Annotated in this window: 13 protein-coding genes; 9 read left to right on the plus strand and 4 right to left on the minus strand. The window is 42.3% G+C overall.

Annotation, left to right across the window (positions count from 1 at the left end):
- The first annotated feature begins 61 nt into the window (after nt 1–61).
- The 6 genes from modA (at nt 62) to C0638_RS16045 (ending at nt 4,243) form a co-directional block, all read left to right on the plus strand.
- Nucleotides 62–877, plus strand: a complete 816-nt coding sequence (modA, locus tag C0638_RS16020; protein ID WP_040103260.1) for a molybdate ABC transporter substrate-binding protein — start codon at nt 62–64, stop codon at nt 875–877.
- 27 nt (nt 878–904) lie between these two features.
- A complete protein-coding gene (gene modB / locus C0638_RS16025) occupies nt 905–1,570 on the plus strand; it encodes a molybdate ABC transporter permease subunit (RefSeq protein WP_040103261.1) in 666 nt (221 codons plus the stop codon).
- A gap of 184 nt (nt 1,571–1,754) precedes the next feature.
- Entirely contained in the window at nt 1,755–2,102 is a 348-nt protein-coding gene (locus tag C0638_RS16030; RefSeq protein WP_013372245.1) for a Na-translocating system protein MpsC family protein, read from the plus strand.
- Nucleotides 2,103–2,207: 105 nt separating this feature from the next.
- Nucleotides 2,208–2,945, plus strand: a complete 738-nt coding sequence (locus C0638_RS16035) for a tRNA(His) guanylyltransferase Thg1 family protein (protein ID WP_058712445.1) — start codon at nt 2,208–2,210, stop codon at nt 2,943–2,945.
- Between the two features lie 3 nt (nt 2,946–2,948).
- Nucleotides 2,949–3,386: an AAA family ATPase gene (locus tag C0638_RS16040; protein ID WP_013372243.1), complete on the plus strand. Its 438-nt coding sequence runs from the start codon at nt 2,949–2,951 to the stop codon at nt 3,384–3,386.
- Between the two features lie 26 nt (nt 3,387–3,412).
- Entirely contained in the window at nt 3,413–4,243 is an 831-nt protein-coding gene (locus tag C0638_RS16045; RefSeq protein ID WP_013372242.1) for a hypothetical protein, read from the plus strand.
- A gap of 37 nt (nt 4,244–4,280) precedes the next feature.
- On the opposite strand, the gene C0638_RS16050 is transcribed toward C0638_RS16045, so the two are convergent.
- Nucleotides 4,281–4,769: a hypothetical protein gene (locus tag C0638_RS16050; protein WP_058712444.1), complete on the minus strand. Its 489-nt coding sequence runs from the start codon at nt 4,767–4,769 to the stop codon at nt 4,281–4,283.
- Between the two features lie 334 nt (nt 4,770–5,103).
- Here C0638_RS16050 and C0638_RS16055 point away from each other — a divergent pair, with 334 nt between their 5' ends.
- The 3 genes from C0638_RS16055 to C0638_RS16065 all read left to right on the plus strand — a co-directional run bounded on the left by C0638_RS16055 (nt 5,104) and on the right by C0638_RS16065 (nt 12,484).
- Nucleotides 5,104–6,570, plus strand: coding sequence for an Ig-like domain-containing protein (locus tag C0638_RS16055; protein ID WP_058710255.1), 1,467 nt, complete (start codon nt 5,104–5,106; stop codon nt 6,568–6,570).
- A gap of 210 nt (nt 6,571–6,780) precedes the next feature.
- A complete protein-coding gene (locus tag C0638_RS16060) occupies nt 6,781–7,659 on the plus strand; it encodes a hypothetical protein (RefSeq protein ID WP_058710254.1) in 879 nt (292 codons plus the stop codon).
- A gap of 232 nt (nt 7,660–7,891) precedes the next feature.
- Complete coding sequence (locus tag C0638_RS16065; protein ID WP_058710253.1) at nt 7,892–12,484, plus strand: fibronectin type III domain-containing protein; 4,593 nt, start codon at nt 7,892–7,894, stop codon at nt 12,482–12,484.
- Between the two features lie 1,482 nt (nt 12,485–13,966).
- On the opposite strand, the gene C0638_RS16085 is transcribed toward C0638_RS16065, so the two are convergent.
- From C0638_RS16085 to C0638_RS16095, 3 genes are all read right to left on the minus strand, one after another.
- Nucleotides 13,967–14,578, minus strand: coding sequence for a TetR/AcrR family transcriptional regulator (locus tag C0638_RS16085; RefSeq protein ID WP_013372237.1), 612 nt, complete (start codon nt 14,576–14,578; stop codon nt 13,967–13,969).
- Nucleotides 14,579–14,737: 159 nt separating this feature from the next.
- Entirely contained in the window at nt 14,738–14,929 is a 192-nt protein-coding gene (locus tag C0638_RS16090; RefSeq protein ID WP_013372236.1) for a hypothetical protein, read from the minus strand.
- A 29-nt stretch (nt 14,930–14,958) separates the two neighbouring features.
- Entirely contained in the window at nt 14,959–16,347 is a 1,389-nt protein-coding gene (locus C0638_RS16095; protein WP_040103270.1) for an Asp-tRNA(Asn)/Glu-tRNA(Gln) amidotransferase GatCAB subunit A, read from the minus strand.
- Nucleotides 16,348–16,364 lie beyond the last annotated feature (17 nt).

Genomic DNA, 16,364 nt, shown 5'->3' on the forward strand with positions numbered 1-16,364 from the left:
GACCGTTATGAGATTGCATTGTCAACTCATTTCGGAATTTAGAGGACAGGGGAAAAACAAATTGAAAAAGAGATTCGGGTACATATTCATGTTTGTTGGATTGTTGGCATGGGTTCTGGCTGGGTGTTCGTCTCCGGCTGCTGTACAGTCGACACCGTCCGCACCCAAAACAGAGTTGATTGTATCTGCCGCTGCGAGTCTTCAAGATAGTCTGAATACGCTCAAGGATCAATATGAAAAGCAGCACCCAGATATCAAGCTTACCTTTAACTATGCTTCATCCGGTACTTTACAAAAACAAATTGAGCAGGGTGCACCCGCTGACGTATTTATATCGGCAGGCATGAAGCAAATGAAGGCTTTAACCGATGCTTCATTAGTGGAAAAAGATAGCGTACTGCTTCAAAATAAACTGGTTGTGGTTGTTCCGCAAGATAAGGCGAACAGCACGTATAACAAAAGTATTACACTCAATGATCTGACAAATCCTTCTTTCCTAAAGCTTGCTGTTGGGGAGCCTACTACCGTTCCAGCCGGACAATATTCCAAAGAATCGCTGACAAAGGCCGGATTGTGGGACAAGCTGGAACCGAAGATGGTATTCGCCAAAGACGTAAGACAGGTATTAAACTATGTTGAAACAGGCAATGCCGATGCTGGACTCGTTTATTTGACAGATGCCAAATCATCCGATAAAACAGTCGTAGCACTAGAAGTACCTGAGGAATTGCATGCACCTATCCTGTATCCAGAAGGTATTGTAAAAGCAACCAAACATAGCAAGGAAGCAGGCGAGTTTGTCGATTTTCTGCGTACAGATGAAGCCATGAGCGTATTCAGTAAAGATGGATTTTCAGCTCCAACAGAAAAGAAATAGAATTCACAGATAAAGGAGGGGGTCCCGTTGGATTGGTCGGCTTTTCTTCCTCCGGTTATCGTATCTGTCAAAGTCGCTGTCGTTTCCAGCATTATTGTCTTTTTATTAGCTACTGTGGTAGCTTGGATGATGGCGAACTGCTCGCTGCGGAGAGGAACCAGCGTGATTGAGACCGTCCTACTTCTTCCGCTCGTTTTGCCGCCCACTGTTGTCGGCTTTATATTGCTCATCTTGCTGGGAAGGAAAAGCTGGATTGGCACTGCCTTTGAAAGTCTGTTCCAGCAGACCATTGTATTTACGTGGGGAGCCGCAGTGGTGGCGGCCGTAGTTGTTGCTTTTCCACTGGCTTATCGGACGATCAAAGCAGGCTTTGAAGCTGTAGATCCCGAGGTAGAGCAGGCTGCACGTGCGCAAGGTGCCAATGAATGGCAAGTGTTTCGACATATTACGATGCCCCTTGCCTACCGACCGCTCATTTCAGGATACATTCTCGGATTTGCCCGAGGGTTAGGGGAGTTTGGAGCTACACTGATGCTTGCGGGTAATATTCCTGAACAGACTCAAACCCTGCCTACGGCGATTTACACCGTGTCCGAGGTCGGAAATATGACACTCTCCTGGAGTTGGGTAGCCGTCATTATTTTATTCTCTTTTATCATGTTGATGCTGTCGAATCGATTGGTGAAAGATTAGTCTGTTTGGATTCAGTAATATACGCAGTCTGTCCGATCGGACGGGCTGTGTTTTCTTTTCTATGCGTCCAATGGTAAGCATGTTCCAAGAATCACTTTCGCTTCATCTCTGTTTTATATGATAGGAATCGGTTATGATGGAAATAGTAACAAGGATTTTAGTAGATTTAGGAGAGCGGTGCGATATGAGAAAGGAAACGGGTTTTAACGAAATTATTCGAAAAGTACGTAAAGAGCTATTTGGAAAAGGCCCGGAACGCATACATACAACCTTTGTAGATAATATGGCCATCACAATGCTATACGGCAATTTAACTCCATCCGAAAAATTTCTTGCACAAGAGGTTGCAGGAAGAGAGATGGTGCATGCAGCTCGAACCAAAATGGTACAAAAAATCTATCCTGTACAGTTCAATAAAGAACTGGAGGAGTATATGGATTCCCGCTTACTGCATCTTTTTTCAGATATTAAAGTGGAGGAGGATATAGCCATCTCCGTTTTTGTGTTCGAGGATAATATTGCTGTGAAATAAAAAGAAATTGGAACCCACAATATCCATATTGTTGGAGAGTTCGACTGCACCTTTGATTGATTTCGATGTTTGGATGCAATGAAAAGTGAAGGAGCTACATAGTTTATGAAAAAAGATGATTTTGGAAATAGAATGAAGGAATATGAAAATGCTTATAGATTAAGTCTGCCCCGCCGTTTACCCGTAATTATCAGAATCGATGGTGCTCATTTTCATACTTTTACACGTGGGATGACGAAACCTTTTGATGAAAAGTTAATCTTTGCATTATGGGAGACGTGCAAATATCTGGCTTATAATATTATGGGCTGTAAACTGGTGTACCATCAGAGTGATGAAATCTCTCTGCTTCTTACGAATTATGACAAATTAACGACACAATCATGGTTTGAAAATAATCTTCAAAAGATGGTGTCTATATCTGCCTCTTTGGCTACTGCCAAATTTAATGAGGAAATCCAGAAAGTTTATCCGGATAAGCCTCTAGCCACTTTTGATGCAAGAGCATGGGTTTTGCCTCACGATGAGGTTGCCAACTACTTTCTATGGAGACAACAAGATGCTACTAAAAACAGCATTTCTATGGTAGCTCAAGCTCATTTTAAGCATTCAGAACTACAAGGATTGAACGGAAGTCAGCTCCAAGACAAGCTTTTTGTGGAAAAAGGACTGAACTGGAACGACCTTCCGGTCTGGCAAAAGCGGGGAATCTGTATTACCAAACAACAGTATAACAAAGGAGAAGCCGTCAGAAGCAAGTGGGATGTTGATCATGACACGCCAATCTTTTCACAAAATAGAGATTATATTAACCAATATGTATACCTGAACAAGGATGTGTGAGGTTTGGAGTGTGTCATTTTTATAGGAATTCAGGCTTCGGGCAAATCGACTTTTTATAAAGAACGATTCTTCAAAACACATATGCGAATAAATCTTGATATGCTTAAAACACGAAATAGGGAAAATATGTACCTTCAGACCTCCATCGAAACGATGCAGCGTTTTGTAGTGGACAATACAAATCCCACAGTCGAAGAACGAAAGAAATATATAGATGCTTGTAAAAACAAGGGATTTAAAATCATTGGCTACTACTTTGAACCTGATTATGCTGAATCTATTAAGCGTAATGAGCAGCGCACAGGCAAAGAGTATATTCCTGAAATCGGTATTAAAAGTGTAATGAGTAAACTAGAGGTCCCAAGTTACGAAGAAGGATTTGATGAAATTTACAGCGTGATTTCGAGTGAGGGGACGTTTCGGATCGAAAAGCAACCATAGAACCGTATAATTTAGGAGGAGCATCCATGAACATACCTGAGAGGTTTATCAAACGTTTTCCAGCATACGAGGACGTATTTGCCAGCGATCTTGAACATCACCGCAAGCACTTTCTGCCAATTTGCTCGATTAATCTCCAGTTCTTATTTCCAGAGCAGGACGAGTGGCTTCATTTTGTTTCCGTAAAAGAAATCCACGAAGGCTGTGTGGGTGAAAATACTCAGCAATTTCATACCTTATATACCAAGGAAGATATGCTGGGATTCGATGTAATTGACGGCAAATACAAATTCGAAGCAGACTGGAATTATTTTAGTCTTCATCAGAAAGCGCAGCTGGAAGCTACCTATGAAGCGCTGAAATCTACCGGGGATAAAGCGTACCTACGTATGAAGAGAGAAGTCATGGCGTTGGACGGACTGGAGCAGGTGTACACAGCTAATGAACAAGATTACGAAGCTCGCAAAGCATTTTTCTTAGAAAATAATAAAATCTATCCTTATTCCTCCTTTGGAGAGGCCAAAAAGTCTGTGGAAGAGCTCACCCACGATTTTGAGGAAAAGCAATCCAGTGGTTGGGGGCTAAGCTTTCCCGAAGTCAACGGTATTCTGGATGATATTGCATTTCAGTCTGATGAGGCTCAAAGCTACATCAAGGAATATGACGAATCCTTGGAAGAGATGCTTAAGTTCGAGCAAACTAACTTGCTTCATGTGCCTAAACGTACCAATGGTGAGACATTTACATATATCGGTTCTTTCACCGGGTATTATTTTCAAGCGTTTGGAGCTGATACGGTTTACTTATTTTATGATCGAGAATTAAAGAAAGCGGTAATTTGCTTCGAGTATTCCTAGGAAATAGAAAAAGCTCCCCAGACGGGAGCTTTAAAATTTATTTCTTATTGATCTTCACGTCGTGCTCTTTGGCAAGTGTGTTAACCTGTTCACCAAAATCTCTGAATAGCTTTTTACCCTCGCTTAGCTTGGTATTACCCTCATTAATTAAGTTCAGATCCCCTTTTTCCAACGCATCGACCATCGTAATGAGTGCTTCCTTTTGAGTGCTAACTGCCTTGATGTAGGTTTCGTGGACAGCTCGTACCTCAGGAGTTTCCGTCTTTACTGCTTCAACCTTATCCAGGTATTTGGTGTATTCTGGGATAATATCATCTCGTAACGTATTATATAGTATTTCATCATCTGTGAAGTTATCCCCTGTCACGGATTCATATTTTTCAGTTACTGCTTTTTCATCTTGTGCTAACGGAAGCATTCCGTCATTCACATAGGTAATTAAATCTTTTTTTACTGGATCGGTAGAGCAAGCTGACAAAATTGAAAAGCAACACAATACTAGCATAAATACGGTGAGTTTTTTCATCTGTATTCCCCTTTTTTATGTATGTTTATGGGTAATTCGACGCTGATATAGGCTAAAAGTACTACCCATATCTATTTATTATAACGTATAAACAAGAGATTGGTAGGGTTTTTATGGTAAAATAGTGTCTAAAATAAGTTTATTGTCCCAGAATTATCATATAATCTATTGACTCTAGGGGTTTCTATTTTAGGGAATGAAGACTAAAAAATATTTACTCAATATATTCCATTAGAACCAAGAATGTTTTATGATAGAGACAACAGCCTAGAATTGCCCTGGTTCTCCAGGGAATAGCGGGAATTCCTTAAACCATTTGAGAGGGGATTTCAGTATGAAGAGGTTCAGAAAGGCTATTTCAGTTATGCTAAGCTTGATGCTCCTGTTTGCTTTTGGGATGACTGCAAACGCGAGTCAAGGCACAGAGATGAACAAGGAAAAACAAGCTGTTGAAGCTGATTCCAGTTTTCAGCTAACAACGAATAAGGAAGATGTTATTGAGCATCTAACCAGGGTGGACAAGCCTGAAGGTATTACATCCTCCGTTTATAACATGCAGGAAAATATCAATTTCAAAGCACCAGAGACATTCTCTTTGAAAAAGGAGACCCTTCCTTCCCTGAAAGCAAGTCCAACGGTAGCTACAGCTTCCTCTGCTACGTACTCCGGTACGATTACAGAAGAGGGAGGCACGCAGTTTTTATATCCGATTTATGTGAAGCCAGGTGAATTGTTGCAGGCACAGTTGGATGGTCCATTTTCAGAACAACTTGACTATGACTTATACTTGTACGAATTTGATATGACGACAGGGGATATCAACCCCAATGCTATTGATGCCTCCACCTATGGAACCTATTTTAACAAGTATGAACATGGGTCTGCATCACTTTCTGAAAACATAGGAAGCCGCAATGCTACCGGATCTGAAAAAGCTTATGCAATTGCAGTCCATTCCAAAAAGGGATCAAGCATAAATGATCCTTTCTATTTAACCGTGGATGTAAACTCCCAATATGATGCCTATGAACCAGATGAGAGTGCTTTTCATGCCTATAACTTTACATTTAGTACAGGGGGATCTACCCTTAATTCACGCTCCATTCATTCAGGAATTGACAACGATTGGTATCAAGTCACAGTTCCTGCGAATCGCAATTATGATGCTCTGAATGTCAAATTAGACAGCACTTCGGAAAGCTACGGTTACAAAGCGGAAGTTTACGGGGCTCTTAGTGGCAACCAAATGGTACTTTTACCGCAAACCAATCATAATGTTACCTTGAATACGGGAACCTACTATGTGCGAGTGTACACCACAAATCAGTTTTCAGCTGATCACTTATATGCACTGACACTTAAACCAGTACTTCGGGCTGGTAAAATTGTAATTAACGGATACGACTCTAAAAACGGTCCGAATGACTATCCATCCTACTCTTACGGTCGCCATTATCGGGTTAATGGAAATACCAACCTGACTGTAAAGGGTGTCGTTACTACAACGGATAATTATCCAGTAGCAAATGCGCCAGTTAATGTGACATGGTTGAACCAGAACTGGACTGAAAGCAGCGGGAATCGAACTCGTACAGGCACTGGCTATACGGATCAAAATGGAGCCTTTAGTGTGACCCTTTCTCTACCGCATTCTACGGGAAGTATTGCGGAATACTTGTCTGGCCCCATAAGCTTTACACATTACTATGATCTTTCAGGTGTAGCTGCCCAGGTGTCAGGTACTTCGCTTACAGCCACAGATATTGTATATCACTTTGCTTATAGCATTTATGGCGGTTGATGTACTGTTCTATTAAGCAGTGACAGCGTCAGCTTGTTTGTTTAACAATTCACATTCAGAGTCAGGAGCTTGCTTCAAAAATTGTTCATTTTTAGGACAAAGCATATATTCATTCCATATATGCTTTGTCCGATATATATAGCGACAGGGTTACATAGATTGTACATACGCCTTAGATTGCCTGTTACAAACATGACAGGAGGAAATAGGATGAATTTTGAACCTCTTAGAGCACAACAAGCGGTTCTTAGCTCTGGTAGCTTACGGATAGACCCGGCAAGCAAGCAAGTTCTATCCCCCCAGCTACATGAAGAAAAACTCTCCAGGTTCGTCGTTCAGGACACTGTGGAGATTAGTGAAGCAGGCAGAAAGCTGGCTGAAGGGGATATCGTGTCGCATGCTGCCAAGTATTTTGGCACAACACAGATCAATGATGCATTAAACCGGGTTTTGGAGGGCCAACCGGAAGAAGTATCCGATGCTGTGTACAATATGATTCAATCCAATTTTATCGTCGATGGAACGGTAACGGATGAGAAGCAGCGCGCGGTATTGCTGGAGATGGGAGTTTCCCAGTCCAAGTATATTGCGGATCATTACATGGAAGGCGATAAAGCCAAGGAATTTATGCAAACCATGAACCAGATAGCTGGTATTGCCTTGACACGAACCATTGATTCAGAGACCGGAGATATTAGCTACACGACTCCTACGGATCGTCCGATAGGTGCCCCTGAGGACTACGTCAAGCTGTCGGAAGTGATGAAACAGGTCGATCCTCAAAAATATACTGCGTTCATGAATGACATTAAGGGTGGAGGAAATGGATTAAGCCAGCTGTTGAGTTTTGCACAAAAGGTTCCTCAAAACCCCTATTGGATTAATAAATACAAGGAACGTACAGAACAGACTGAAGAGCTGTTAAATAAACCACAGTTAACGAATTGGTTTGACAAAGCGGATACATCCTCAGCTTCCGCGTTTATGAACAGTATGCAAAATCTTCTTAAGGAATCTTCTCCTGCTCAGGACTCTTACATGCAGAATATGCGGGGATTTTTTCGAAACTTGGGTGTTCAGGTTGATTAAAACTTCAAAACGATCGCTGAGATGAGAAATTCGAGAATTTATTACAGTTCATTTTGCTGTTCTGTTTACATCCTGCTTGGAACGAAGTATAATAGCTTCAAAACATACTCGTGAACTTGAGGAAGCACCTCAAACTTAGGCATTATTGCCTTGGTTTGGGGTGCTTTTTCTATTTTAGTCAAAGCGAGTACGTAGAAATCTTTGAAAATAAAATACAGTAAGGAGAAGTGATATGTATCGAAAAAATAAACGAAGGGTTAGGAAGCACAGTAAATGGGTGTATGGAGCACTGGCTTTACTCCTCTTATTGATGACCATTCCTATATTCCCGGAAAGGGTATCAGCTGCTACCCAAGAAATCATAGGAGGCCCTTTTTGCCAAAACAATTTGCCAGGTGGGGGCGACAGTTGGGGCTCTTGGTCAGGAAGTGGGATAGGAGCAACGGAAGTATACACTGGCATGGGCTCGGCAAGGTATAAATGTGATGGGACTACACAGCCGACAAATCGTTTTATTGATATTGGAAGATCTATTAAGACTTCTGATTACAGGGTTTTTGTTTACATTGAGGGGTCTTATCATACCGACATATATACATCAAATGCCGCAGCAGGCGACAATTGGAGACCTAATGGAACGAATTTATATACATGGACTAATGTAACGAAATTCTATGCCAATAACGATTACCAGGGAAAATGGATAGATATCACCGACTCTATTACATTAAGGGATGTTCGATATTTCAGAGCGATGGGTACTAGTCAACAGACAAGTAATGAAATATCCAGGTTTGGAATCCGTATTATTCCCAAATCAGACTTGATACCTAAACCACCCCAGATTCACGCAGACGCAGAGGGACAAGCTGTTACAGGGTGGACCAAAGAGCCTGTAACCGTGTGGATCGATGGAGATGTAGCTCCTGAAGGATTAAAATACTATGAATATAGCCTGAATGGAGGAGCATTTCAGCAATATATCGGGCCTTTCACTGTCTATGACCATGGTGTAAATACAATTTATGCTCGTACAGTGGATGTGAATAACCAGTATAGTGGTCTTTCTTCCGCGAATGCCCGGATAGACAGGATGCCACCCACTCCCCCCAATATAGACGTAACAGGAAACAGTAATGAATATGCCGTTTTATTACAACCGGGTGCAGACGATTATTCTGGACTAGCTCATACTCAATTTCGTTTGACCGGCTTTGTGAATCAGGATTGGCAGGATTACGGTGGAGTGTTTCATGTGAATCAAGACGGCAAAAGCACGATATATGCTCGTTCCATCGATAGCGTCGGTAATGTGAGCCGGGAGGTAAGCAAAGAAGTCACGATTGATAAAAAGGGGCCGACGGCTCCTCTTATACGGGCTAGCGAAACAGGTCCAACAAACCGTGATGTGAATATTACCATTGAGTCAGGGAGTGACTCTACAAATGGAATTAAGATGACGCAGTATCGTTTGAGTCCAACAGGGGAGTGGCTGACATACAATAGCACTTTTACATTGAATGCAGAAGGGAGTTATGAGCTATCAGCGCGGACGATCAATAATCTTGATGTGTCTAGTCCAATTGTGACTCAATCGGTCCTGATTGATCGTACCAAACCAACCCCTCCGAAAGTTGCGTTTTCTGAGGTAACGAATCCTACCCGATATATCAATAAGCCAGTACAATTTACGCTCTCAGGTGCAACGGATACTACAGCCGTACATTATGAATATCAATTGGGCTCTGGCGCTTATGTGCCTGGTTCATCGGGAATATTAAATAGTTCGGGGATTGTAGAAGTAACTGCTCAGGCTGTAGATGCAGCTGGAAATCGAAGCGTTCCGGTGACTGCAAAAACTTATATCGATTTGGAACAGCCGAGCATCCAACTGACACCCAACTCGCGTGAATGGAAGGATACCCATATTGACGTGAAGATACAATATGCTGACCAGCATTCGGGGATTGAACCATCGACAATGCAGTATAAAGTCACGAACAGTCCCGATTCACCAGAAAACTGGGAGACTGCAGTCGATCCCATAGTCCAGCTGGATCTTTCAAATGAAGGTGAATGGTATGTCCATGCGAAGGTAAAAGACCAGGCAGGAAACATCTACGAAAGGGTCAGCAGTGCACTTCGCATTCAAAAGCAACCGCAGTCGGTTGTGCTGTCGGCAACATCTGTACGCAACACAGAGGTTGATTTGCAATGGACTCTACCCTCTGGTCTTAACGATGGTTATGTCTATACAGTCCGGAATCTAACAACAAATGAGGTTTGGGATGTTAGCCATCCAACCAATTCTTTTACAGATACAGGGCTACTAGGAGGACATGAATATGAGTATGAAGTGCGATGTAGTAATCATGTAGGTGGCAATGCGTATTCCAATCGAGTGCATGTATTAACGTTACCTGATGCCCCAGATCACGTCCAGTTGCGACCGGTCTCTCGTCATTCAGCAGAAATTATGGCCGAATTTACGCCAGTTTTTTCAGCTAATAAATATAGTATTACAGCAGCGGACGCAAATACGGGAGAAATCATATTTAAGGATACGGTTACACAGGATGTGTATAACTCAATTAAGGGGATGGAGCCTGGTAAGTATTACGAAGTTTCTGTATCCGCTATAAACGACACGGGAGAGGGGGCAGCAAAGCATGTATCTTTTTTAAGTCTACCAGACAGCCCAAGCGGATTCCGAAATGTAACCATAAGAGAAGATGGAATCGACTTGAAGTGGAATTCTGTAATCACTGCCACCTACTACGCCCTTGAGCGAGACGAGGTCTCGGTTTATAACGATGTATATACAGAATTTACCGATACTGAGCTTCAGGCAGGAACGGAGTATAGCTATCGTATATCTGCCGAAAATGCAACAGGATTTGGAGACTACGCTCATCTCGGCGTTATGACATTGCCAGATCGGGTAACTACACTTTCAAGTGTAACCAAGGATGTATATTCTGTCGGTGTAGCGTGGCAAGATGTGCAGGGGGCTGAAGGGTACATCTTGAATGTTAACGATGAACCAAAGGTGCAGATTCCGCGTGATATCCGTTCATATACTTTTGAGGGCTTGCCAGCAGGCAGATCTGCCAATATTAAAATTCGGGCTTACAATCGAAGTGGTACGGGTCGGGATACATCTATCAACGTAGTAACACTACCTAATTCACCTATACAACTTGCAGCTGTAGATGTTCGCGAGCATGATGCCACATTGATATGGGCGCCGGTTGATGGGGCAACTCAATATAAGGTAACAATCAACGGTCAAAATTATTATAGTACGGAACCACGGGTAGTTGTATCTGGTTTAACAGGTGGGAAAAACTACGATTTTCAAGTGAGCAGTGGGAACAGCAGTGGTTACAGCCCACCAGCGTTGGGTCAACTGCTGACGCTTCCGCCTCAGGTACAAAATGTAAAAGTCACGGAACTTGGGAATGGAAAGATTTCGCTGACCTGGGATGAAATCATAAGCGCTTCACAATATGCTGTAATCCGCAAAGATACAGGAGAAATTTTTAACACTAGAAAGGCTTATATTATACTTTCAGACATCCAGCCCGGTATAATTTACTCGTTTAGTATACAGGCGATGAATACAACGGGGGAAGGCGACATAACTCCTCTTACGTATCGCGCGTTGCCAGGTCAAATAGCAGATCGTAGCTTGGTTGTTAAAAGCGTAACGGATACCGATCTGCTTATTACGTGGCAAGAAGCTCCAGGTGCAGATGCTTATAATGTCTATAAAAATGAGATGCTTATTGGTCATACGATTGCTCATGAGTTTAAAGTAGACGGTTTAGACAGTTCTACATTGTATCGTATTACTGTTAAGCCAGTGAACACAAGCGGTGAAGGTAAGCGAACAGAAGGTCAGGTAGAGACGCTACCGTCTCCAGCGTTTGCGTTTTCGAAGACAGAAACAACCAATAGTGAATTTATCATCCATTGGGAGTCAGAACATGAAAATGATATTTTCGTCCTCGCCAGTGAAGAAGGAACTGAGCTATATCGTGGCAAGGATCGAGGTTTTATCTGGAGACAACTGAGAGAGAAGCAATTGTATACCGTTCAACTTTGGGCAGAAAATAGTCAAGGAAAACGCACGGAGGCAAAACAAGCAAACGGCAAAACTACAGGGAACACTGTGGATACTGGTGGTGGAGCAGGAGGCGCGGGGAGTGCAAAACCGATTCAGACTGTTGTAGAGGAGCCGACAGAAATAAAAACAGAGTTCTTTCAAGGCTTAACAATCGAGACGAAGCCAAATCATTTTAGTGACATCGAGCGGGTATTTAATAGAGAGAAAATAAATGCGCTTGCCGATTTGGGTGTAGTGAAAGGGACGTCCAGCACGCTTTTTGAACCAAACAGACCTGTAACACGTATGGAATTCACTTCGATGCTTGTTCGTTCTCTAAAATTACCGCTCGAAACGGATATGGCTCTAGAATTCGAGGATATTACTCCATCGGCGTGGTACGTTGATCTACTCAAAACAGCAATTAAGGATCAAGTCGCTCGAGGTTTTAGTAGCAAAGTATTTGGTCCAGATCGGGTCATAAACCGGGAGCAGGCTGCTAAAATGGTGAATAACATTATTAAGGCTACACCACAGCAAGAAAGCAATGTATACTCAGATTCTTCTCAAATTGTTGAGTGGGCCAGAAAGGATGTGCTTGGTCTTACTGAGATTAATTTAGTACAAGGATATCCAGATGGCAGCTTCCGTGCCAAACAGGAAGTTACGCGTGCGGAAGCTGCTGAGATGATTTATAATATGCTTCAAATGAAATAACCAAAATTAGGGAGGGGGGCTGTGAGTAACGGTAATAATTGAGACTGATTTGGTTGATAACTGAGACATTTTTGGGTATATGTTTGAGACATTTTTAAACCAGTAGAAATAAAAACCCTTGTTTCTATTGGTTTTTTTGTGTTTCTATTTACTATATCTACCCTATATATGCTAACATATGGTACAAGGTCAGAAATATAATAGGCATTCCGTCTGTACAGTATGTTGGATGGAATACGGGATTGATACCTCAGATAACATGTGGAAATCAATTAATGACTGGGTTGGTATGATTGAGAGAACACGGGAGATTCTAAAGAATACACAATCGGTGAGTGAAATAGCACGTGGACTAGGAAGGTCCAATAATACTGTGTACAAGATCATGGGATATTTAAATAAAAATAAGCTTTTGTCAAGGGAGTTATCTAAAAAATTCGGTCCAACCAGAACATGTAGTAGTGATTTGGTTCAGATTTTTAGAGGGCTTTTAAATTGGGAGGGTAAACTCGGATTACTACAGAACTCAAGAGCGATTTTAGGTTGGAATATTAACGTTCTACTATTATTTATTTGATCCTGCTGTGCAACGGTATTTTATATTTAATGCCCTATTTGATAAAGAACATTATCAAAGGAAAACAATAGAACGTCAGAATTATAACAGTGCTGAACTTGTAGATCAATTGGAGAAAGCTCTTCAAACATTTGTGTATGAAAATCTTAAAATATCTCATAAGGCAATTGCTCGATATCTAAAAATTCCATTTTCTGACTTGGAAGTAAACAGACTGGGTAATAGAATCTCTAAAGCAATTAGAAAGCAAAACCACAAAGTTAAAGGAAAAATATCTTTGGTCACTTGCAAATGAGTACATCAAAACACACGATCATGAACAAATTACATTAAGGGATGTAGTCACATTTTTAGGGATGTCTTATAGCAATATAATCACGAATTATAACGAATTAAACAATAAAATAACTTCAAAAATAGAAGAAACTAAAGAGAAACTAAGACAGGAAAGAATCAATAAATATAAGGCTGATGTAGACTTCGTGATTTCCGATTTGCTCCAAAAAGCCGGCCGGATAACAGTTTGTACAGTATTAGAATACACGGGGGTATCTTACCATACTTTATATAAATCTATGCCCGAAGTATTACTGTATATCCGTAAGGAGAAAGATAGACTAAATTTTAATGAAATCCCCAAGTGCTGTACAAATCTCTTCAACTCGCATAGCAGCCATTGGCAGAAAAAAAGGGTTGTCCCATAAGTCATAAAAATGACTAGGGACGTCCTATTCTCCAATTATAAAACAATAAGAAACCGTTCCTGGGTAAAATGGAGGTACCACCCGACCATTTGAAAGGATATGGTTTCTTTGTACATTCAATATACCATAATGAGATAAAAAGAGGAGTTACGCAGGACTATCCCTCATCCATGTTATGTGGCTTTGTGGCCAGCCCCTCAATTAATGTCTATTAGCTCTTAAACCTTCAATAAATATGCGGTGTAATCCATCAAGAACTCGTTGGCTTGTAAAGCCTTCATCTTGGAGATGGTAATCGATATTGTGAAGCACGGCCAGCAGGGCTTCAATAGTATATGAAATGTCCACCCCGGATACGTCTCCCTGTTCAACGGCCTCATTTAGCAGATTTCTGCTTATATTGCGCATCCATTGACATAACGGAGATTGTAACGGACGATGCCCGGTTGAGGCCCGGCTGACCTCACAGAGCCAAGGAACTTTCGCTTCTAAAAAAGAGACATATCTTACGATTACATGGTAAAGCCGGTCCAAGGCAGCGGTTTCTGGGGATTGATCAAGAAATGCTTGAACTTCATCAAACAAAGGTTGGTATTCTTCATACGCGATCTCCTGACATATGTCGCCCTTATCCGAGTAGCGGCGGTATAGGCTTGCTTGTCCTACTCCAGCAGTCTTCGCAATCTGATGCATATTGACATTGTAAACACCGTTTTTGATGAAAAGTTCTCTAGCCGCCGCCAAAATTCGTCTTCGGTTTAACTCCTCTCTGGGAATTTTCAGAGAGACAGATTGCGATTCTGAATTCACCATAAACATCTCCCTTCATCATTAATTTAACTGTTATTTAACACGAAAAACGGACAATATGTCCGTTTTTCGTGTATAGGACATGTTGTCCGTCTTCATAATTATAATACATTTCGTGAAAAATTAAAAATACATTCATTTGGGTGACCGATGAGCTTTTTTTTATTTCTTGGTATAGTGCTTTTTGTAAATTGGAGGCAAATGCGGCTCAATGCCCGATAGGTCCAGTTCCTTTAAACTTGCGATCGTAGGAATAAACTGCTCGTATGCTTTTTTCTTGTCGCTCGTCGTATCTGTTCCGGTTTCGGTTGATGCTTTCCTGCTAACTTCAGAGTTAAGTTGCTTTTGATCCATAGATTACCCTCCATCAAATATAGTCAGGCTTACAAATCCGGATGTCTCTTGTGCCAGTCTGTATTCATTTCATAAGTATTGCCGATACCTAGTACTGTCGCTTCTTCGAAGGGGCGGCCAATCAATTGCATATTAATCGGCAGACCGGAAGGTGAGAAGCCGCAAGGCATGCTCAGGCTAGGCAAGCCAGTCAAATTGGTCGGAACCGTAAATGAGTTCAATCTGAATACACTAGCATCATCATCTGCACGCGGCGCAGTGATCGGTGTTGCCGGCGTCAACAAGATGTCGATTCCGGACAATGCATTCAAAAAATCATTGACAATTAGTTGCCGGGCCCGCTGAGACTGAAGGTAAATGGAAGCCGGAATATCTCTACTGCTTTCAAGAAACATTCGAACGTCCGGTCCATACTGTTCCAATTCTGTCTCAAGCCACTTCTCGTGGTACGAGTACATTTCCGTCATCATAATGGCCATCGTCGCACTTCTAACATGTTTGATCAGGGGCAGGCTAACTTCGATGATTTCTGCTCCCAGTTCTTGGAATTTATTGATAGCGGCCTTCATCGCAGCTTCCACTTCCGGCATCAAATCCTCGTAATAGTAGCTTGTCGGCAATCCGATACGCACACCCCTGAGACCATTCGGATACATCTTGATACCTGGCGCAGGCAGATCGACAGTCGATTCATCCTTTGGATCGAAGCCAGACATCACATCCAAGCACAGGGACGCATCCATGACACAGCGGGTCAACGGACCCGAGTGGTCCAATGACCAGGCCATTGGAATGATACCATACCGACTGACCCGACCGTACGTCGGCTTCATCCCTACGACACCGCACAAAGCAGCGGGTATGCGGATCGAACCTCCGGTATCCGAGCCTGTGCCCAGATAAGTAAGTCCAGCCGCTAAAGCAGAAGCCGAACCGCCGCTTGAACCTCCCGCTACAAGTTCAGTGTTCCACGGATTGAGGCAAGGACCGAAGTGCGGGCTAGTTGTTGTCAATCCCGCAGCGAACTCGTGAGTCTGTACTTTGCCTAGCAGAACTGTTCCAGCCTCATGTAGCTTAGCTGCAACCGTCGAATCGTAATCGGGGACGAAGCTGTTCAATATTTTTGAACCGGCAGTTGTTCGGATCCCTTTAGTGTAATATAGATCCTTATGAACGATGGGAATCCCGTGAAGGGGCCCTTTGTACCGACCATGCATAATATCGCGTTCCGATTGCTTCGCTTGTTCAATCGCCAGTTCGGACGTTTGGGTAACGAAAACGTTCAGTTTCGGATTCAAACGTTCGATGCGGTGAAGCGCATGTTCTGTAATCTCTACCGGAGATATTTTCCTTGTTCGGATCCCCTCGGCCAGCTCATGAATAGCAGCAAAGGACAGTTGGAAATTTAATTTACTCATCTATTCATCCTCCATAT

Origin of the sequence: Paenibacillus sp. lzh-N1 (genome assembly GCF_002872435.1) — a bacterium.
Lineage (GTDB): Bacteria > Bacillota > Bacilli > Paenibacillales > Paenibacillaceae > Paenibacillus > Paenibacillus polymyxa_C.

Excerpts from the sequence above, each read along its gene's own strand:
- C0638_RS16030 (WP_013372245.1), top strand. The coding sequence starts at position 1,755 with ATGAGAAAGGAAACGGGTTTTAACGAAATTATTCGAAAAGTACGTAAA.
- C0638_RS16035 (WP_058712445.1), top strand. The coding sequence starts at position 2,208 with ATGAAAAAAGATGATTTTGGAAATAGAATGAAGGAATATGAAAATGCT.
- C0638_RS16045 (WP_013372242.1), top strand. The coding sequence starts at position 3,413 with ATGAACATACCTGAGAGGTTTATCAAACGTTTTCCAGCATACGAGGAC.
- C0638_RS16050 (WP_058712444.1), bottom strand. The coding sequence starts at position 4,769 with ATGAAAAAACTCACCGTATTTATGCTAGTATTGTGTTGCTTTTCAATT.
- C0638_RS16055 (WP_058710255.1), top strand. The coding sequence starts at position 5,104 with ATGAAGAGGTTCAGAAAGGCTATTTCAGTTATGCTAAGCTTGATGCTC.
- C0638_RS16060 (WP_058710254.1), top strand. The coding sequence starts at position 6,781 with ATGAATTTTGAACCTCTTAGAGCACAACAAGCGGTTCTTAGCTCTGGT.
- C0638_RS16065 (WP_058710253.1), top strand. The coding sequence starts at position 7,892 with ATGTATCGAAAAAATAAACGAAGGGTTAGGAAGCACAGTAAATGGGTG.
- C0638_RS16085 (WP_013372237.1), bottom strand. The coding sequence starts at position 14,578 with ATGGTGAATTCAGAATCGCAATCTGTCTCTCTGAAAATTCCCAGAGAG.
- C0638_RS16090 (WP_013372236.1), bottom strand. The coding sequence starts at position 14,929 with ATGGATCAAAAGCAACTTAACTCTGAAGTTAGCAGGAAAGCATCAACC.
- C0638_RS16095 (WP_040103270.1), bottom strand. The coding sequence starts at position 16,347 with ATGAGTAAATTAAATTTCCAACTGTCCTTTGCTGCTATTCATGAGCTG.